At 56.8% G+C, this 18,934-nt stretch carries 17 protein-coding genes and 1 tRNA gene; 11 read left to right on the top strand and 7 right to left on the bottom strand.

Translation table 11 applies throughout. The annotated features are described in order from the left end of the window. Positions 1–3 precede the first annotated feature (3 nt). Positions 4–1,104, top strand: a complete 1,101-nt coding sequence (gene cgtA, locus WD823_RS07870; protein ID WP_368428941.1) for an Obg family GTPase CgtA — start codon at positions 4–6, stop codon at positions 1,102–1,104. Next, positions 1,097–2,224, top strand: a complete 1,128-nt coding sequence (gene proB, locus WD823_RS07865) for a glutamate 5-kinase (RefSeq protein WP_368428940.1) — start codon at positions 1,097–1,099, stop codon at positions 2,222–2,224. The genes cgtA and proB overlap by 8 nt, the downstream gene beginning before the upstream one ends. 173 nt (positions 2,225–2,397) lie before the next feature. On the opposite strand, the gene rpsT is transcribed toward proB, so the two are convergent. Then, on the bottom strand, positions 2,398–2,661 hold the full coding sequence (rpsT, locus tag WD823_RS07860; protein WP_368428939.1) for a 30S ribosomal protein S20: 264 nt from the start codon (positions 2,659–2,661) through the stop codon (positions 2,398–2,400). A 281-nt stretch (positions 2,662–2,942) separates the two neighbouring features. Here rpsT and murJ point away from each other — a divergent pair, with 281 nt between their 5' ends. The 7 genes from murJ to ispH all read left to right on the top strand — a co-directional run bounded on the left by murJ (position 2,943) and on the right by ispH (position 10,723). Beyond that, on the top strand, positions 2,943–4,505 hold the full coding sequence (gene murJ / locus WD823_RS07855) for a murein biosynthesis integral membrane protein MurJ (RefSeq protein ID WP_368428938.1): 1,563 nt from the start codon (positions 2,943–2,945) through the stop codon (positions 4,503–4,505). Positions 4,506–4,509: 4 nt separating this feature from the next. Beyond that, positions 4,510–4,926: a DUF2203 family protein gene (locus WD823_RS07850; protein WP_368428937.1), complete on the top strand. Its 417-nt coding sequence runs from the start codon at positions 4,510–4,512 to the stop codon at positions 4,924–4,926. An 84-nt stretch (positions 4,927–5,010) separates the two neighbouring features. Beyond that, on the top strand, positions 5,011–5,982 hold the full coding sequence (gene ribF / locus WD823_RS07845; protein ID WP_368428936.1) for a bifunctional riboflavin kinase/FAD synthetase: 972 nt from the start codon (positions 5,011–5,013) through the stop codon (positions 5,980–5,982). A gap of 18 nt (positions 5,983–6,000) precedes the next feature. Then, entirely contained in the window at positions 6,001–8,814 is a 2,814-nt protein-coding gene (ileS, locus tag WD823_RS07840) for an isoleucine--tRNA ligase (RefSeq protein WP_368428935.1), read from the top strand. Then, the gene (lspA, locus tag WD823_RS07835) at positions 8,814–9,284 is read left to right on the top strand and encodes a signal peptidase II (protein ID WP_368429030.1); all 471 of its coding nucleotides are present in this window, start codon (positions 8,814–8,816) and stop codon (positions 9,282–9,284) included. Before ileS ends, lspA begins: the two co-directional genes overlap by 1 nt. 138 nt (positions 9,285–9,422) lie before the next feature. Further along, positions 9,423–9,656 (top strand): hypothetical protein, encoded by a 234-nt coding sequence (locus WD823_RS07830; RefSeq protein ID WP_368428934.1) that lies wholly within the window; start codon positions 9,423–9,425, stop codon positions 9,654–9,656. Between the two features lie 137 nt (positions 9,657–9,793). Beyond that, positions 9,794–10,723, top strand: a complete 930-nt coding sequence (gene ispH, locus WD823_RS07825) for a 4-hydroxy-3-methylbut-2-enyl diphosphate reductase (RefSeq protein ID WP_368428933.1) — start codon at positions 9,794–9,796, stop codon at positions 10,721–10,723. Positions 10,724–10,771: 48 nt separating this feature from the next. Here the strand turns inward: ispH and WD823_RS07820 are convergent, their stop codons facing one another. From WD823_RS07820 to WD823_RS07795, 6 genes are all read right to left on the bottom strand, one after another. Beyond that, positions 10,772–11,263 carry a type IV pilin protein gene (locus WD823_RS07820; protein WP_368428932.1) on the bottom strand — a complete coding sequence of 164 codons (492 nt, stop codon included), beginning with the start codon at positions 11,261–11,263 and terminating at the stop codon, positions 10,772–10,774. Between the two features lie 96 nt (positions 11,264–11,359). Beyond that, the gene (locus WD823_RS07815; protein WP_368428931.1) at positions 11,360–15,217 is read right to left on the bottom strand and encodes a pilus assembly protein; all 3,858 of its coding nucleotides are present in this window, start codon (positions 15,215–15,217) and stop codon (positions 11,360–11,362) included. A 29-nt stretch (positions 15,218–15,246) separates the two neighbouring features. Further along, positions 15,247–15,741, bottom strand: coding sequence for a PilX N-terminal domain-containing pilus assembly protein (locus WD823_RS07810; protein WP_368428930.1), 495 nt, complete (start codon positions 15,739–15,741; stop codon positions 15,247–15,249). Next, the gene (locus WD823_RS07805; RefSeq protein WP_368428929.1) at positions 15,738–16,850 is read right to left on the bottom strand and encodes a PilW family protein; all 1,113 of its coding nucleotides are present in this window, start codon (positions 16,848–16,850) and stop codon (positions 15,738–15,740) included. The genes WD823_RS07810 and WD823_RS07805 overlap by 4 nt, the downstream gene beginning before the upstream one ends. Further along, entirely contained in the window at positions 16,847–17,332 is a 486-nt protein-coding gene (gene pilV, locus WD823_RS07800) for a type IV pilus modification protein PilV (protein ID WP_368428928.1), read from the bottom strand. Before pilV ends, WD823_RS07805 begins: the two co-directional genes overlap by 4 nt. Continuing rightward, complete coding sequence (locus tag WD823_RS07795; RefSeq protein ID WP_368428927.1) at positions 17,329–18,021, bottom strand: GspH/FimT family pseudopilin; 693 nt, start codon at positions 18,019–18,021, stop codon at positions 17,329–17,331. Before WD823_RS07795 ends, pilV begins: the two co-directional genes overlap by 4 nt. A 331-nt stretch (positions 18,022–18,352) precedes the next feature. On the opposite strand from WD823_RS07795, the gene WD823_RS07790 reads away from it, so the two are divergent. Together WD823_RS07790 and WD823_RS07785 are read left to right on the top strand one after the other, a co-directional pair. After that, entirely contained in the window at positions 18,353–18,778 is a 426-nt protein-coding gene (locus WD823_RS07790; protein ID WP_368428926.1) for a Fur family transcriptional regulator, read from the top strand. Between the two features lie 80 nt (positions 18,779–18,858). Then, a tRNA-Thr gene (locus tag WD823_RS07785) sits at positions 18,859–18,934 on the top strand.

Raw genomic sequence — 18,934 nt, 5'->3', positions numbered from 1 at the left:
GATATGAAATTTGTTGATGAAGCGACCATACGCGTCGAGGCCGGCCACGGCGGGAACGGCGCGCTATCTTTCCGGCGCGAAAAATTTGTTCCCCGCGGCGGGCCGGACGGCGGTGACGGAGGAAACGGCGGCAGCGTCTTCCTTATCGGCCGGGAGGCGCTGAATACCCTGGTCGACTTTCGCCACACGCGCGTTTATCGCGCCGCGAACGGAGCCAAGGGCGGCGGAGGTAATTGCACCGGAAAATCCGGTGAAGATCTTTATATTCCGGTTCCCCTCGGCACGCGGGTGATGGATGCCGAGGCAGAGGAACTCATTGGAGAAATTACCCATGACGGCGAGACCCTGCTCGTGGCACACGGCGGCAAGAGTGGTTTGGGAAATACGCGCTTCAAATCGAGCACCAACCGGTCCCCACGGCGGACCATCCCCGGCCGTCCCGGAGAACACCGCGAATTGGCGCTTGAACTTCAGGTGCTCGCGGATGTCGGTTTGCTCGGATTGCCCAATGCCGGCAAGTCAACATTTCTGCGCGCGGTGTCGGAGGCACGTCCCAAGGTCGCCGACTATCCCTTCACCACGCTCCATCCGCATTTGGGTGTGGTACCTATCGAACCGGGTCGAAACTTCGTGGTTGCTGATTTGCCGGGTCTCATCGAAGGTGCTGCCCAAGGCGCGGGTCTCGGTCACCGGTTTCTGCGGCACCTGGCGCGCACGCGGATCCTGCTGCATATGGTGGACATGGCACCATTTGAGCCGGCCACCGATCCCGTGGCGGGCATCGAGGCGATTGCAGCCGAACTGAGACAATTTGGCGCGGGTCCCGAACGCGGGAAAGTTTCGGGCGCTAAAAAGCCGGGAATATCCCGTAAACTGCACCGGCGCGAACGCTGGCTGGTGCTGAATAAAATGGACCTGCTGCCCGACAATGAACGCGAGTTGCGTGTGAGCCGGTTGGTCAAAAAGCTGAAATGGAAAGGTCCGGTGTATAGAATCTCCGCGATCAACCGCGAAGGTTGCCGCGAACTGGCCATGTCCCTGATGCAGCGGCTGGAAAATATGAAAAAGAAAACCAAGCAAAGAACGGTGACGCGAAATGGGTAACGCCGCGCGCGCATCGCTTAAGAATATCCGCCGTCTCGTGGTTAAAATCGGCAGCGCACTGCTGACTCGCGATGGCCAGGGATTAAACCATGAAGGCATTCAGGATTGGGTCACGCAGCTGGCGCAGTTTCGCGCGCGCGGTCTTGAAGTCGTGCTGGTGACATCCGGCGCCGTGGCGGCCGGAATGCAGCGGCTGGGCCGCACGGTTCGCCCGCATGCGCTTTTTGAGTTGCAAGCGATGGCGGCCGTCGGGCAAATGAACCTGGTCCAGGTTTATGAAGCCGCGTTTCAGCGCCATGGACTGCACACCGCACAGGTGCTGCTGACCCACGATGATCTCGCGGATCGCCAGCGCTATCTCAACGGCCGGAGCACTTTGCGTACGCTGCTGACTCTGGGCGTGGTTCCGGTGGTAAACGAGAATGATACGGTTGCCACGGAAGAAATCCGTTTTGGCGACAACGATACCCTGGCGGCACTGGTTGCCAATCTTGTGGAAGCCGATTTGCTGCTCATTCTCACGGACCAGCATGGGCTTTATGACCACGATCCCCGGCGGGATCCGGATGCCAAGCTGGTTTACGAAGGCGTCGCCGGCGATCGCCAGTTGCTTTCCATGGCCGGCGCATCGGGAACGCTCGGCCGCGGAGGGATGCGCACCAAACTTCTCGCGGCGGAAAAGGCCGCTCACTCGGGTGCCTCCACGGTAATCGCATCGGGCCGGGTTGAGAACGTGATTCAACGTGTGCTGAACGGGGAAGCTTTGGGTACCCATCTCAAGGCTGTGCAGGGACGCGTAGCGGCGCGCAAGCAGTGGCTGGCCGGCCACGAGCGGGTGGCCGGCAGCTTGAAACTCGACGCGGGCGCCGCGAAGGTTATCCGTGAAGGAGGCAAAAGCCTGCTGCCGGTCGGGGTGAAGGCAGTCGACGGCAGGTTCACACGCGGGGAAATTGTCTCCTGTCTCGATCCCGAAGGGCGCGAAGTGGCGCGCGGCCTGGTGAATTACAACTCGGAAGAAGCGGGGAGCATCATCGGCAAGGCCAGCGACAAGATTGAATCCATCCTTGGGTATGTGGATGAACCTGAATTGATCCATCGCGACAACATGGTCGTGTTGTAACCGGAATAATTCCCCTGCCTGAAACAACGAGGACTGGTGTTGTCAAGTAGACAGGAGATTCGTAAGAAAAAATAATCGAAGGCCACGGTGGCCTCTGTGGTGTTGTTATTCGCGGGGAGTTGATTGAAAGGCCGGTGTCTCCGGCCTTTTATGTTTTGCTACTGCTTTTAGTATTACGTCAGCGTTCGCAATTGCTGATTGAGCCCGCTTTTGTAACGCGCTGCGGCATTTTTGTGCAACAGGCCTTTTCCGACCATGCGATCAATGACGGAGCCCGCTTCGCGGAATGCCTGCTGTGCGACAACCTTGTCTTTGGCGGCGATTGCCGTGCGGACTTTCTTGATCTGGCTGCGCAGCTCGGTACGTTGCCCGGTGTTGCGCGCGCGATGCGTCTCTGCCTGGCGAGCGCGTTTCTTTGCCTGTGCGGTATTGGCCAAAACAGTTCTCCTGGGAACGCCTCGAAAAGCGCGCAACTATGCTTATTTCAGACATGTTTGTCAATCCCGCCGGCGTTTTATCCGGCGTTATTCAGGGGGCGCGACAGCGGTTGGGGCAGCCCGGTGACATCCTGTATTATCGCTCTCACACTCTGACCAGCTTACAAGCCATCCATGGCGCGGGATCATGACTTCGATAGTCCCCAGCCCGGCCATCCGTGGCCGGGCGCTCAGCGGCGCAGAGATACGTTAAGTGTCTCTGCGACAACCCCGCTTCGCCCGTGAGCCGCCAACTCCTGAAATCCACGGCTGTCACCGGCAGCATGACACTGTTATCGAGGATTACCGGGCTCATTCGGGACATGTTGTTTGCCGGTCTCATCGGCGCCGGAAGCGGCGTCGCCGCGGATGCCTTCTACGTTGCCTTCCGCATTCCCAATTTCCTGCGGCGTATTTTCGGCGAAGGCGCGTTTTCCCAGAGCTTCGTGCCCGTGTTTGCCGAATACAGGACCAAGGAGGATGGCGGACAAACGCGCGAGTTTGTCGACAACATGGCCGGAATCCTCGGCCTGATCCTGTTCGTGATCACATTGGTTGGGATCATCGCCGCGCCGATCCTGGTGATGATCCTGGCGCCGGGCTTTGTCGGCGAACCGCACAAATACGACCTCACTGTCCAGCTGCTGCGCATCACTTTTCCTTATATTTTTTTCATCTCGTTGGTGGCCATGGCAGCCGGCATTCTTAATACATACGGCCGATTCGGAGCCGCCGCCTTCACGCCGGTGTTGCTCAATCTTTCGCTGATCGGCGCTGCCGTGTGGCTGGCACCGCGTTTCGACGAGCCGGTGGTGGCGCTCGCCTGGGGCGTGTTCATTGCCGGAGTCGTACAGTTGCTGTTTCAGATTCCGTTTCTGCGCCGGATCAAAATGCTGCCGCGCCCGCGTTTTACTACACGCACACGCCATGACGGGGTCTCGAAGGTCTTCAAGCTAATGTTGCCGGCGATATTCGGCGTCTCGGTCGCGCAAATCAACTTGCTGGTGAATACGCTGCTGGCGTCATTCCTGATAACGGGCAGCGTCTCTTGGCTTTATTATTCGGACCGGTTGATGGAATTCCCGCTGGGTGTTTTCGGCATCGCACTGGCCACCGTGATCTTGCCGAGCCTGGCGCGCCAGTATACGCGGAATTCGCATGAAGAATTTTCTCAATTGCTTGACTGGAGCTTGAGATGGGTTTTCCTGATTGCGGTGCCGGCCAGTGTGGCGCTGGTGGTGCTCGCGGCACCGCTATTGGCCACGTTCTTTCATTTCGGTGCATTCAGCGCGAACGACGTGGTGATGAGCGCCAATGCGCTGATGGCGTTTGCATTCGGTTTGCTGGGATTTATCCTGATCAAGGTGCTGGCACCGGGTTTTTATGCACGTCAAGACACGAAAACACCCATGCGCATCGGTGCGCTGGCCATGGGTGTCAATATTATCTTGAGTTTGCTGTTGGTGGCGCCGCTCAAGCACGTGGGTCTCGCGCTCGCGATTTCTCTGGCCGCTTTCCTAAATGCCGGAATGCTTTTTTTCATTTTGCGTCGAAGAAATATTTATTACCCGTTACCGGGATGGTGGTTGTTCCTCGCGCGCGTTTTTTTTGCCAGCGTCGTTATGGGAATGGTGCTTTACTGGGGCACGGGAGATATCGACTACTGGCTGCAGGCATCCGGCTGGCAAAGGGCATACCGTTTGTCAATATGGATTGTCACGGGCGCCGTAGTGTATTTATTGACCGTATTGGCTATCGGTGTACGATTGGCACAATTACTGCTTAAGAAGGGTGAGGGGACGTAGACGGATGACGAACGCAGCACAGATTTACCAGATTTCGGCGTGCAACGATCCGCGCGTGTTCACGTTGTCGGAGGCAGAAGAACTGTTTCCGCTCGTCTGGAAGATTACGGAGGACGCCTACCGCGAACTGGAACCCGTCCGCACCGCGCTGGAGTCCATGCTGCCCAGCAATCCCCTGACTCGCAAGGTGGAAAAACAGTATGAAGTCATCGTCCGGCGCTGGATGGGCAAGATGGAGCGGCTGGGACTTGTCGTCAAGGGACTGTGGCTGGCGGATTTCGACACCGGTGACGGGTATCTCTGCTGGAAATTTCCGGAACTGCGCATCAGCCACTACCACAGCTATCATGAAGGTTTCGGCTCGCGTCGCGCGTTGCAGGACATCATCGAGGAAATCGATCCGGACTGGGCCCATCTCTGACACTCCACCGCCCGGCCGCTTGTTCTGGCGTTCCCGAGACGGTAACCTTCCCCGTTTGTCCAATGTAATAACCTGAACGATCCCATGGAGTTCATACGCGGGTGGCATAACCTCAAGCCGCGACATCGCGGATGTGTCGCCACGATCGGAAATTTCGACGGTGTCCATCTCGGCCATCAGGCGGTGATCGGCCAACTGGCGGAAAAAGGCGAGGAGCTTGGCCTTCCCACCCAGGTTATCCTGTTTGAACCGCAACCCCAGGAGTTTTTTCAGCCGGATGACGCCATTCCGCGGCTGACGCGCCTGCGTGAAAAACTGCAGGCGCTGCGGCGTTTTTCCGTGGATCGGGTGTTGTGCCTGCGTTTCACCGCTGACTTTTCCGCCATGCAGCCGGATGAATTCGTCCGGCGCCTGCTGGTTGACGGGCTGGATATCCGCTATCTCGTCGTGGGGGATGATTTTCGTTTCGGCCACAAACGCCGCGGGGACTTTGACATGCTGGCGGCGGCCGGCCGGCAGTACGGTTTCCAGGTCGTCAACATGCACACCGTGACGATTGACGGGGAACGCGTCTCGAGCACGCGCATCCGCGCCGCGCTGGCGGACGGCGACCTGGCCAAGGCGGAGAAACTGCTGGGGCGTCCGTACCGCATGTGCGGGCGCGTGGCGCACGGCGACAAGTTTGGACGCACGCTTGGTTTTCCGACGGCGAATATTCACCTGCACCGCCAGGCAACCCCGATCAAGGGCATATTCGCCGTGGAGGTTTTCGGCCTGAAAACCGAACCGGTTGCCGGCGCCGCCGACATCGGCACGCGGCCGACGGTGGGCGGCACGCGCACGTTACTCGAGGTGTTTCTGCTGGATTTCAATGAAGAAATATATGGCGAATACGTACATGTCAATTTCCTTCACAAGTTTCGCGATGAGAAGAAATTTGACTCGCTCGATGAATTGCGCCGGTGGATTGAAAAGGATGTGATGGATGTGCGCCGTTTTTTCCGGGATTATCATCCTCGGCGACAGAATGACGACTTCCGCGAGAAAACCGCCTGATATTCCCAAGGTGTTTTGGTGAATGACTACAAGCACACGCTAAATCTCCCGCAGACCGGCTTTCCCATGAAGGCCAATCTTGCCACGCGTGAGCCGGAAGTGCTCAAGCGCTGGCAGGAAATTGATCTCTACAAAAAATTGCGCGAGCAGGGTCGGGGCCGTCCGAAATTTGTCCTGCACGACGGTCCGCCGTATGCCAACGGCGATATTCACATCGGGCATGCGGTCAACAAAGTGCTCAAGGACATCATCGTTAAATCCAGGATCCTGAGCGGATTCGATTCCCCTTATCTGCCGGGTTGGGATTGTCATGGGCTGCCCATCGAACATGCCGTTGAGAAAAAAATCGGCAAGGCGGGCGTTGTCGTGGAGCCTGCTAAATTCCGCCAGGCCTGCCGCGAATACGCCCAGTCACAGATAGCTCGACAGCGCGAGGACTTTATCCGACTGGGCGTGGTCGGCGACTGGGATCATTCTTATCTGACGATGGAATTTGCCGTTGAGGCCGACATTATCCGTGCGCTCGGGCGCATCATTGCCAACGGTCACGTGGTGCGCGGTCACAAGCCGGTGCATTGGTGCAGTGACTGCGGTTCCGCGCTGGCCGAGGCGGAAGTGGAATACATCGACAAGACTTCTCCGGCGATTGACGTGCGTTTCACCGCGGTCGATCCGGCGTCACTGCTCGCGCGTTGTGAGCACGTGCCGGGACACAGCGGCGAGGGTCCCTTGAGCGTCGTCATCTGGACTACAACCCCGTGGACGCTTCCCGCCAACCAGGCGGTTGCCCTGCATCCGGACCTGGAGTACGTGATACTGCAATGCAACGGACCGCAAGGCAACGAGCGGCTGATCATCGTTGAACCTCTGGTCAAGGATGTGATGGGGCGGTGCGGGATCGAAAATTACCGCGTGATCGCCAACTGCCTCGGCAAGGACCTGGAAGGCGTAAAGCTGAAACATCCGTTTTACACGCGCGAGGTCCCGATCATTCTCGGCGATCACGTGACAACCGACGCCGGCACCGGCGCGGTGCATACCGCCCCGGGACACGGGCTGGAGGACTACGTTGTCGGCGAGTGCTACGGGCTTGCGGTGGACAACCCGGTCGGCGATGACGGCAAGTTTCTTCCCGGCACCGACATTTTTGCCGGCGAACATGTGCTCAAGGCCAACGATCATGTCATCGAGGTGCTCAAGGCGCGGCGGGCGTTGCTGCACGTGACGGCCGTGAACCACAGCTATCCGCATTGCTGGCGCCACAAGACCCCCATCATTTTTCGCGCGACATCGCAATGGTTTATCAGCATGGAGCGGTTGCGCGAGCCGGCCTTGCGCGCCATCGCCGCCACTCATTGGGTTCCTGAATGGGGCCAGGCGCGTATTCAGGGCATGGTGGATAACCGCCCCGATTGGTGTATTTCCCGCCAGCGCGCTTGGGGCGTCCCCATTCCACTCTTCGTTCATCGGCAGACAGGCCGGATCCACCCGGATACCAGCCGGTTGATCGAGGAAGTGGCTTTACGCGTGGAAAAACGCGGCATTGATGCCTGGTTTGACCTGAAACCGGAGGACCTCCTCGGCACGGATTCGGCGAATTACATAAAAACCGGGGATACGCTCGATGTCTGGTTCGATTCCGGCGTGACGCATGCCAGTGTGCTGGAGCGCCGTCCGGAATTGCAGTTTCCCGCCGATCTGTATCTCGAAGGTTCGGATCAGCACCGCGGCTGGTTTCAGTCATCGCTGCTGACTTCGGTAGCTATGCACGGGCGCGCGCCGTACAAGGGGGTGCTGACGCATGGTTTCACCGTCGACGCCCGGGGCAGAAAAATGTCCAAGTCGATGGGCAACGTCATTGTTCCGCAGAAGGTTATTAAAGTCATGGGCGCGGATATATTGCGCCTGTGGGTGGCGGCGACGGATTACAGCGCCGAAATGAACATTTCCGACGAGATCCTGACACGCATGGCTGATTCTTATCGGCGCATCCGCAATACCGCGCGTTATCTGTTGGCGAATCTTTCCGGCTTTGACGAGACGCGGCAATTGCCTGTCAATGACATGCTTGCTCTTGATCAGTGGGCGCTGCAGCGCGCGCACGATTTGCAGAACGAAATTCTCGGGGCCTACGAAAAGTTTCAGTTTCATCTGATTTACCAGAAGGTGCATCACTTCTGCGTCGTCGACATGGGCGGATTTTATCTCGATATCCTCAAGGACCGGATGTACACCATGCCGACCAACAGCCGCGGAAGGCGCTCGGCGCAAACGTCCATGTTTCATATCCTCGAGGCCTTGGTTCGCTGGCTTGCCCCGGTGCTGTCGTTCACGGCGGAAGAAATCTGGCACCACATGCCGGAAAGGAAAAACGCCTCGGTGTTCCTGGAAACATGGCATTCGTTTCCGGTTATCGATGACGCCGCCGTCGATCGTTCCTATTGGAACTACGTCATGACCGTGCGTCAGGCAGTGGCCAGGGAACTGGAAAAATTGCGTGTGGCTGGTGACATCGGTTCCGGCCTCGATGCGGAAGTGGATATTTATTGCGATGAATCCTGGCAGAAACGCTTGCGGCGGCTGGGTGACGAACTGCGTTTTGTGTTTATCACCTCTTATGTACGGTTACATCCTTTGCCGGAGAATAAATCCAATGCTGTCGAAACGGAAATAAAAGGAATGACGCTTCGGGTCGCGCCATCCACTTACCCCAAGTGTATCCGCTGCTGGCATCACCGCGAGGACGTGGGTGCGAACAAGGAGCATCCCCAAATTTGCGGACGATGCGTGCAGAATGTCGTCGGCGCCGGTGAAGCGCGGAGTTACGCTTGATGTGGCGGCTTTCATGGGTTGTCCTGGTTGTCTATGTCTTCGATCAGCTGACAAAATACCTTGCCACGGATTACCTGCTGCGACAGGGTGAGGTTAAAGTCGCCCCATTCCTGAATTTGGTGCTCGTCCACAACACCGGTGCGGCGTTCGGTTTCCTGAGTGGCGCCGACGGCTGGCAGAATGCTTTTTTCATATTTGTTGCCGTGATTGCCAGTATTTTTATTCTGTGGATGATCTCGCGATTGCATCGCAGGGAATTGCTGCTTGCCTTGGGGTTGATGCTGATATTGGGCGGCGCCTTGGGTAATCTCACCGATCGCCTTATTCACGGTTATGTTATTGATTTCATTGATATGTACTACCGCGCCTGGCATTGGCCGGCGTTTAATGTCGCGGACTCGGCGATTACCGTGGGCGCGGTATTTCTGGTAATCGATGCGCTTGGTTTGTACGGTCGGGGAAAATCTTGAAATTCAATCCCGGCTTGCCGCCGGTCGTCTTGTGGTGGACACAGGTTTTTCTGGAGCTAGACTCAATAGAGTTGGATTTCACCAACTGAATCAAATACTTTAATCATAAAATTTATTTTCACATGGGAGTTTCGGCAAATGCGTAATATTATTCTGACTATTCTTGCCGTGGCTGGATGGGCCTTGATTTCCATGCCGGCCGGGGCGGCGGATTCTCCTAAAGACAAAGCTGAGGATCCCGTCAGGCTTTGTCAGAGTGGTTGCAAGGTACACCAGGATAGCCTGGCCTATGAAACATGCATGCTGAAGTGTCAGGATGACCATAAAGCCAGCAAGCCGGTCATTTCGACTGTCCCCGCCAGGAAAAAGTAAACCGTTTTTATCCAACATACGCCCGGCTATGCCGGGCGTATTTCGTTACGGCCGGCAGAATGCTTTCCGCGGTTTAATTCAACCTCAGGTAATTTCAGCACGCTGATTACGTTTGGAAAACAGGGTATTATTGCCGCATGCAGGTCTATTTAGCCAACCCCCGTGGCTTCTGTGCCGGCGTGGATCGCGCCATTGAAATCGTCGAACGCGCGCTCGAAATGTTCGGCGCGCCCATCTACGTGCGTCACGAAGTGGTGCATAACCGGTTCGTGGTGGACGATCTGCGCACGAAAGGGGCGGTGTTTGTCGATGAGCTCGAGCAGATTCCCTCCGGCGCGACGGTCATCTTCAGTGCCCACGGTGTTTCCCGCGCGGTGCGGGACGAGGCCGCAAAGCGGGGGTTGCGCATATTCGATGCTACCTGCCCGTTGGTCACCAAGGTGCACATGGAAGTGGTCCGTCACCGCAGCAACGGGACGGAATGTATTCTGATCGGCCACGCGGGACATCCTGAAGTGGAGGGCACGATGGGGCAGGCTGACGGGGGCATGCACCTCGTCGAATCGGTGGAAGACGTCGCCAAATTACGCGTGCAGGATGAATCTAATCTGTCTTATGTAACCCAGACCACGCTGTCCATGGACGACACGGCGCGAATCGTCACGGCGCTGCGCGCGCGTTTCCCCTACATCAAGGGGCCGAAGAAAGACGATATCTGTTACGCCACGCAAAACCGCCAGGATGCCGTCAAGGCGCTCGCCAAAAGGGTCGACGTGGTGCTGGTCGTGGGCTCGCCCAACAGCTCTAATTCCAACCGTCTGCGTGAAGTGGCGGAAGTGCTCGGGGTGCACGCCTACATGATTGACGGCCCTGAGGATATTCAGTGCGAATGGCTCACAGACGCTAAAAAAGTGGGATTGACCGCCGGCGCCTCGGCACCGGAGCAATTGGTACAGCAGGTGATCGCGCATTTGCGCGAATGGGGGGCGGAAATTATCGAGGAAGAGGGGGCCAGGATTGAATCGGTCGTGTTTCCCGTGCCGAAGGAATTGCGTATCCAGACTTGATGAGCGTTGTCAGCAACGATGCCCGTTTAGCTTCAGCGTAATATTAATTTACTTCCCCCAGGTGTTCTCATTGGCATCGAATGTGCCGCTGTTATTGCGATCCCACTGTTTCGTCCCGAGGGCATCGATCCGGAACGCCCCGTCGCCGACTTGACGTCCACCGGCGGTTGGCGTGACGGTGATAGTGTAACCGCAGGAGAACGTGGCACAACCGCCGGCAATGTTACCGGCGGTTATGGGTAAAAAAGTGTAATGCCCATCGGGTGAAGTGGCCGGAAGATTGAGTCTTGCATTCACATCTGCCGGTGCGGCTCCGCAGGCACGTGCACCGGTAAGATTGGTGGCATACCAGTTGCAATCCGAGTAAAACCGTTCCTGTGAACTCGCGGCCTGAGTCAAGGCAATCTTGGCGTCGGAGCGCCGTGTTTGCGTGGAATATCGGTTGTAGGCGGGATAGGCGATGCTGGCGAGTACGCCGATAATCACCACCACAATCATCATTTCGATGAGCGTGAAGCCGTTAGAGGATGCGCGTTTCATTCTGTAGCTCTCCGGACAAAGGCATGCGCTTAAAAAGCCATCTCCTCCGCGCGCGGAGGAGATGGCTGCAGCGAACATCATTGATACTATTTTAGACTATTCATCCCACCAGAATGTCTTGTATCGGGGTGGCGAACCGCCGACAGAGACGGCTCCCGCGCCACCGCTGGTACCCACCAGGCCGGTTACGCCACCGTCACGGATGACAATGACGACTTCGGACGGGATACCACCGCCCACCACGGCAAACCGCTCGATCGATCCATCATTGTCCAGATCGTAATTGGCCTCACCGGTCAGGTATTTCAGGGCGTAGGTACGCGCTTCGCCTTCATTCGGCAAACAGGCGGACGTTACCGTATTCTGGTTGGCGGGAAAGAACGTGGTGACGAACAGCACGCCGTCAAAAATGATGGGTTTCGCCAGCACTTTTTCTCCCGCCCAGGTCGAGCTCAGGCCGTTCAACAGGGTGACGTTGCTCGGCTCCACGAGATCGATAAACCACCCCTTGCTGTTTTTGACTTTCGTGTCAATCTCGTTCTGGAGCGCCGCGCCTGTGAGCGTTCCCAAATTGTCCGCCGTCGCGTCGTACATCACGAATTCCGTGATCGGCGTCGTCGGCGTGGTCGTTGGGGCGCCCGACCGGTAGTCGTAATCCCGGAAGGCGTAGATACGGTTATGGACGGGGAAATCCGCGGTAGGCTTCGAGGTCAGCAGATCCAGCGGATCCTCGCGGTCACCCGAACCGATGGCCACCAGGTCGTAGTTCTCATTGCTTGAGTAGAGACCGTCCTTGACCTGCGCCACGTCCGGCGGATAGAAGAATTTCCGCATGCCCTGGATAGTGGCCCCGACCGGACAGGCGCCGGCGGCGTCATGCACCCGCTGCGTGGTGCTGGTGCTGTCGCAACCGATGTCGGCGAACATATAGCCCGATGAGCCGTCACTGACGGCGCCGATCTGGTCTCCCAGATCGATGCGCCACAGCTGCCCGCCGGTGTCACCGACGTACAGGCGGTCGACTGACTTGTCACCGTTGGTATCCAGGGCGGTTACCTCAGACGGAATGCTGAATTGCATCTTGGGAAGCACCAGCGCGGCCCCGGTGTCACTGCTGGCCCACCATAACCGCTGACCCGTGAACGGATCGGCGATATAGATGGCGTTGCCCATGAGATCCGTACCGGCCGGGATGTTGTTGTCCTGGTTGATGTCATAGCCCCCGCCGAAGATCAGCGCCATTCTGGATTCACTGTCATTGGTGGCCGGATCGCCGTCATCGCAAGCGCTGGGCGGACTGCACTTGGCGCGGATGCGCGCGACCAGTGGACGCGACCAGGTCTGGCCAAGCTGGGCATAATTCCCGACGCCACCCTGGATGACCCAGATCAGCTTGGGCGTGACCGTGTCGGTTTGCAGGGTCATCGTGGCCGCGGGCGTGAGATCGAAGGCGTAGATATTACCGCGATTCGTCGCCGGATCGACCACGCCACGGCGCATGCCGATGAACATATACACCCTGTCGCCATCGGCCGGTTCGATCATGCCATCGTGGTCGATATCAATGACCAGGAACGCCGGCGAATCGTCCATTCCGTAGATATGGTCGCCATTGTTGTTTTGCGACAAATCGCGCTGGTATTTCAGCAGCTCGTTCGGGATAAACGCCCATTCTTCCACGCCGGTGCTGTTATTGATGATGCGCACCAAGCCGTCGTTGGTGCCCACGATCAGTTTGATGACCGGCTTGTTCGGATCCGGAACCCCGGCTGACAATTCGGCGCCGAAGCTGAATGCCACCGGCCGGCTGTGCAGCGGATCGGCAAAGTTCCACACCCGGCTTTCATCCGTGTTGCCGTCGGCGTCATCATCGTATGCATCCTGACCACGCATCCATTTGATAAGTGTGGCGACCTCCGCCGTGTCGGCGGCATTGGTGGTGGAGGGGCTGCCGCTGGTGTCCGTTAGACCGAGGATCGTCGGATCATTGATGGCGACGTCGTACACGGAGTTGCCCGAGGTGGCGACAATTGTCACCGGGGTGGCCGGAGACGAGGCGGTCAGGCCGCTATAGCTGCCGCGATAGGTATGCAGCGTGCGGGGCACCTTGGTGTTATCCGTGATTTTCGCGCCGGCCCCGCCCTTGGTGACATCCGAACCGTCTGCGGTGCTGCCCCAGTAGCTCACGGAGGTATCTTTGATTTTGTTCCTCGGTTTGCCTGTCGTTGGGTCAATCGACGTATCGATGGCGGCGACATTATTCACGTCAATAACTTCGCCGAAAACACAACCGAAAGCGGTTACGTCGGAACTGTTGCACAGTCTGAACTTCTTGAGATTGCCGTCCCAGGCTTGGGTGCTGGAAGGATTGAACAGCGCGAAGTAGATATCGTCGCGGTTGAACAGCCGGTTGAACGCGTTGACCGACAGGCTGGGCGCGGAGAAGGAGGTATCCACTTCCGTGATCTCGTTGATCGCGCTCTGGAGCGCTATCGAAAGCTTATCGGAATCTTCCGCGGGAAAATACGTGCCACCGCCTTCCGTCGCCGTATCCTGCAACAGCGCCAGGCCGGCGGCGGAAATGCCCGTGCCGAAACCGATAGTATAGGTCTTGACGACTTGAGGACTGGGCAGGCCGCTGTAGACATCGTTGTTGCGCATCCATCCGGCAAGGTCATCCAGGCAGCTGGAACCGTCGCAGACGCTAAGCCCCGCCAGGCCGGTGATGCGGCTGCTTCCATTGGCGTCCGTATCGTTGGTCGGGTCACCGTCGGTCACATAGATGATGTATGCCGCCTGGCAGCCGAATTTGTAGGGAGAGATGTAGGTGCCGTCGTTGTACGCCGGCAAACCCGCGGCGATGGCGTCGTAATAACCGCCGTTATCGCACGCGGCGTTCGAGGTGTTCTGGGCACAGGAATCCTGGTGTGGTGTCTGCTCCGGTGACGGGTTTCCGTAGGTGACAGACAGGCCGGCGAAGTAGCGATAGGCCTCCCATAACGTTTCCGCCAACGGGGTGAACGTGTCTGGTGACAGGCTGTCCACGATGTTCTTCATCGCGGTACGCCGGGCGTTGTCCATGTTGTCGATACGCATCAGCACACGCCCGCCATGCGGGGTCTGATTGTTATTGTTGAAGGCCATCAATCCGAAACGCACGGAAATATTGGCGTCAATCAGGTTTTTGACCGCGGCTTTGGCCACGTCCATGCGCGTGAGCGTTACCAGCAGCGCGGAGTTATGCCAGTAGTTCATGTAGTTCGCCGTAAACAGCGTCGGCGAAGCGGAACTAGTAAATCCGTTCCAGTTGAAAGCCTGGCTCGAAGTGGAGGTATAGGCAATGCTGGTTGAGTCGCGTGGAAACGTGTTATCCCCCGCGGTTTGTCCATCCGTCGTTCCGTCGGCCTGGCAATCCACAAAAGTGATGTTGCTGTCGGTTTTACCCGACAGCGTTTTCCAGTTACGGTTGGCAGTGCTGCCGAGGCCATGCCAGCGCGCGATTTTTGTCCCGGCGAATCTGCCGGAGGCGGCGAGGCCCGAAGCGGGATCGAGCGAGGCCAGGCATTCATTCTTGGTATCCGTGAACCACTGGCTGGAGCTCATGCTCGGCGGGCTGGCATTGAATGACCAGTAGATCCGGCCCCCGATGCTTGAGCAGTTGCTGGGTTTGCCGCCATTCGCGCCCGCAACACCCGTCAGTGTGTCGAGATCGCCGGTGCAGTAATCGATTGCGGGATCGTAGGGCGGCCGCGTGCTGCTGATGGTCGTGTTCATGCTCCCCGAATTGTCGAGGATGATCATGATGTTCGGTTTGTCATCCGTGGAGGTCGTTGGCGCAAGCAGATAGATATCCGTATCCTTGGCATTAACGGGCTGGACGCCCGATAAAGCAACCAATGCCCCAGCCAACAGGGCGCGGAAAATACGTTTGATGGAATGGAGATCTGTAGTCATATCACTTACCTGCCTGTTGCGTAATGAACTTAATTGGCCTTGGGTACGATCTGGGCCAGGCCCTGATGGATTACGGCTTTGGCGCCGACCACGGTGGTGCCGGTGCTAGCCTGCTCAAAATTGGCGGCCTCGAAATTGCTGCCGTAGCCGGAACCCCGTTTTGGCGGGGTCATTTGAATAAATTTGCTGGTAACGACGGCGCTGCCGTAATTTCCATATGCGTACTTCGGGCTGGTTGTCACGCCTTGGAGGACGATGCTGCCCGGCGTGTTCGACCACTCGATCAGGCCCGATTCCGCGGACTCGAAGGCGCGGGTGATTTCCTGCGTGTTTCCGGACATTTTTTCTTCCAGCGAAGACGTGCCCATGGCGGTTATTCCCAGAAGGGTGAGGATCAGCAGGATAACCATGCTCATGATGAGCGCGGTGCCGCGCTGGTACCGGCTCACCGGAACGGCAAGCTGGCTCCCCGCTCGATGCAGCGCCGGGATGTTATTGAGTAATATGGAATGCCTGTTCATCATAGGTTTCTAAAATGGACCACGGCCTGGAATACGCGGCGTTTGTGGTGATCATTCTGTGCAGGAGTTTCGTAGCACGGATCTGTTTTAGGTGCTGCTATGGCACAATTACCATCGACATCATATGAGTTAGTGTCGACATCGGTGTCCTTGTCGCTGACGGTTCTGGCGAGAATGCCGATACGGACACTGACGACGCTCGACCAGTCCGCGGCTGACTGGAGACCGAGACCGGCGGCACCGGCCGCGCCGGCCGCGAGATAAATGTTGGGCACCTTGTCGCCATCGGTATCCTTGCCGTACAGGATTTGCATGTTTTCAACGCCGTCAACCAACTCAACCGCCGCGGCATTGTTATCCTTGCGAAACAAGGCCGGGTTGCCGCTGGCTCCCGTCGCGATGAAATATTGCTTGGTAGTAAATTTCATTACCCGTGTCCCCTGCCCGTCGGTGGAGGGGCTGTAGGCTTTGCTCAGTTTTTGGGTGGAATTTCCCGGTGGACTGGCACCGCCGGGATTGTGCTGAACCTTCAGCGTTCCGGTTCCTTGATTGATCACTTGGGTCACTTGCATTACATCGGCACTGGCGCAATCCGATACCATGATAATGTCATCCACACTGAGTCCGGCTACGGAATTGACATCTAGCACTGCGGAGGAATTCGGCATTTCGGCTTCGATATATATCGAACTGGTGGCATCCGCGGAACGAACGGTAACGGCATCGGTACCCGGCAGGATTCCGGGCGGGAGCGTGGTATCGCCCGAGGGATACCAGGTACCCGTGGCGTTATTCAGCCCTTCAAGCGGAATCTGGACGTTGTTCACGAAACCCGTCGGGTTGTTCAATGTAACGTTGACCGTGTCCGGATTGATTTCATCCACGCAGCCGTAATAACCCGCCAACCGCAAATCCTTGACAATAAAATGCATGGCAAAGCGTGAATTTTCCTGTAACCGCGCCTGACGATCCTGACTGGTGTAGGTTTTCTTGCTGCTCACGAACAACATGGATACGGCCGAGAGGATGATCAGCCCCAGGGTGAGCGCCACCATCAGCTCCACCAGGCTGAAGCCACGGTTCGTTTTCGCATTGCGTTGGAATGGCCTCATAACTGTATTACCCAATCTTGTCGCTTGGTTAAATCCCGTTCTTGCCAGTTAATTCTTATAGTCACTCTCCTGTTCGCGTCTATCTGAATGGTCGGTGGAGTGGTTGTGGCATCTTGTGGCAGCACGGCGACGATTCTGTCATACCATTTTCTGACATCGTAGAGCGCCAGTTGGGCGCTCGTGCAATTGGTTGTGTCGCAATTAACGGGTGGTATTACGTTGGTTGTGGTCGGTTGGTCATAGCCGTTGTTGTCACTGTCGACCACGGCGGCGGTGTTCGCGCGCATGCGATCGATGATGTCGTAGGCAAGAAAAGTAGCCTGAGTACGGAAGTACGAACCCGTGTTGTACTGCAGAGAAGTGGTTTGTAACGCCGCCAGACCCAGCAATCCAATTGACAAAACCAGCAGCGCCACCAGAACCTCGATGAGCGAGAAACCCCGATGTTGGAAGGCGATATTGAATTTTTCTTTATGTGTCATACGCATGTTCCACTGGATATAGCTGTTTGGCCGAGAACCGAAACATCGATGATTCGGGAGTTTCTTCGGGCTGGATCACACACCGTGAAGCGATACCTGAAGTTTACTGTCGAAAAAGAACCGCTGCGGCTGTATGTGACCGTATCCGTGGCCGAAGGCGTATTGGTGGCGGCAACAATTTGCTCTACTGTTAGCCGATTACCGCTTGTGAGTGCTTCATGTGTTTTGATCACTCGGTTGGTGCCGGCAGGACAATCCGGGTCCGTGGTGGGGGTAGGGCAGACAAAAAAGATGATCCAACCGTTGGTCCAGTTTCCGCCGACGGCACAGCTGGTCCCGGTTGTGGAGACACAGATCACCATATCGGTGGCACGCTTGATGGCCTCACTTCTCGTAAGGTTAATGTCGGCCATCACATCGTTAACCTGCGAGGTCAGCCGGTTGCTGGTAACAAATCTCTGCATGGCAGGGCCAGCAATGGCCACCAGGATTCCGGCAATCGTGAGGACCACTATCAATTCAACCAGTGTAAAACCTCTGATACCGACAAACGGTCGTTTGTATCTGACGAACGGAATGACGCCCGCCATATACGGACAGACGAACGGCGATATTTGGCAGACAAAAGGACATGCCTTTGGGGATTCATTTACTGATGTTTGCTGGCAGTAATACATGGTACCTTGCATTTCAGCCTCAAAACCAAGGGATTTTGGTAATTGAGCCTTCCCTACTCATTTAAGTTTAATCGCAGATCCAAAGTCCGCAATTGCCGCGAATTGTCAGGGTAATTGGGCATCACCATGGAAAGAATATTTGTTGCAGCGTGTGAGATTGAGGTACGAAAGGCATTAACCGGCAGACGAGCGGTATGGTGAAATTGATGACAGATATGCGCAATAGACATTAATTTCATGTATTTTCATTGCGGTTACATAATATTCCCCTATTTAACCTTAAACATTTAGATAAATCCTCAAAATTAGACAATATTCGGCAACTAATTTAAAATGATTCTAAATGAAGACAGAGCTGAAAATCGCATCTGACGCCGATTTGGCCGCACTCCTGCGACAGCATGACATCCTGCCGACAACCCAGCGGGTATTGATAGCGCGCACGATGTTCAAGCACTGCGCGCACCTTTCAGCGGAGGACGTTTTTCGTTTGGTGAATGCGGAAAATCGCCATGTGTCCAAAGCCACGGTTTACAACACCCTGGGACTGTTTGCGGCAAAAAGGGTGATCAGGGAGGTGATCGCCGATCCGGCGCGGATTTTCTACGATCCGAATACGCAGCCGCATCACCATTTCTACGATGTCGCTTCCGGCGCGCTGACGGACATCAGCGCCGATCAGATTCGCGTATCCGGCCTTCCTCCACTGCCCACGGGTTCCAAACTTGAAGGAATCGATGTAATCGTGCGGCTGAGTCCCGAAAAGTAATTGTTAACGACGCGATTAATCGATCTGTTGGTTCGCCCTCGGGACCGGCTTATACTTCCGGCCCGCAGCTATTTGACGAGGCCGGTGTAGCTCAGTTGGTAGAGCAACTGATTCGTAATCAGTAGGTCGTCGGTTCGACTCCGGCCACCGGCACCA

Source organism: Sulfuricaulis sp. (genome assembly GCF_040901545.1).
Lineage (GTDB): Bacteria > Pseudomonadota > Gammaproteobacteria > Acidiferrobacterales > Sulfurifustaceae > Sulfuricaulis.
This window is presented reverse-complemented; position numbering and strand designations above follow the sequence as displayed.

What these genes read in the sequence shown, in the direction of transcription:
- WD823_RS07830 (WP_368428934.1), top strand. Translation starts at nt 9,423, where the DNA reads ATGCGTAATATTATTCTGACTATTCTTGCCGTGGCTGGATGGGCCTTG.
- ispH (WP_368428933.1), top strand. Translation starts at nt 9,794, where the DNA reads ATGCAGGTCTATTTAGCCAACCCCCGTGGCTTCTGTGCCGGCGTGGAT.
- WD823_RS07820 (WP_368428932.1), bottom strand. Translation starts at nt 11,263, where the DNA reads ATGAAACGCGCATCCTCTAACGGCTTCACGCTCATCGAAATGATGATT.
- pilV (WP_368428928.1), bottom strand. Translation starts at nt 17,332, where the DNA reads ATGACACATAAAGAAAAATTCAATATCGCCTTCCAACATCGGGGTTTC.
- WD823_RS07790 (WP_368428926.1), top strand. Translation starts at nt 18,353, where the DNA reads ATGAAGACAGAGCTGAAAATCGCATCTGACGCCGATTTGGCCGCACTC.
- WD823_RS07805 (WP_368428929.1), bottom strand. Translation starts at nt 16,850, where the DNA reads ATGAGGCCATTCCAACGCAATGCGAAAACGAACCGTGGCTTCAGCCTG.
- WD823_RS07815 (WP_368428931.1), bottom strand. Translation starts at nt 15,217, where the DNA reads ATGACTACAGATCTCCATTCCATCAAACGTATTTTCCGCGCCCTGTTG.
- WD823_RS07810 (WP_368428930.1), bottom strand. Translation starts at nt 15,741, where the DNA reads ATGATGAACAGGCATTCCATATTACTCAATAACATCCCGGCGCTGCAT.
- WD823_RS07850 (WP_368428937.1), top strand. Translation starts at nt 4,510, where the DNA reads ATGACGAACGCAGCACAGATTTACCAGATTTCGGCGTGCAACGATCCG.
- WD823_RS07795 (WP_368428927.1), bottom strand. Translation starts at nt 18,021, where the DNA reads ATGCAAGGTACCATGTATTACTGCCAGCAAACATCAGTAAATGAATCC.
- cgtA (WP_368428941.1), top strand. Translation starts at nt 4, where the DNA reads ATGAAATTTGTTGATGAAGCGACCATACGCGTCGAGGCCGGCCACGGC.
- proB (WP_368428940.1), top strand. Translation starts at nt 1,097, where the DNA reads ATGGGTAACGCCGCGCGCGCATCGCTTAAGAATATCCGCCGTCTCGTG.
- lspA (WP_368429030.1), top strand. Translation starts at nt 8,814, where the DNA reads ATGTGGCGGCTTTCATGGGTTGTCCTGGTTGTCTATGTCTTCGATCAG.
- ribF (WP_368428936.1), top strand. Translation starts at nt 5,011, where the DNA reads ATGGAGTTCATACGCGGGTGGCATAACCTCAAGCCGCGACATCGCGGA.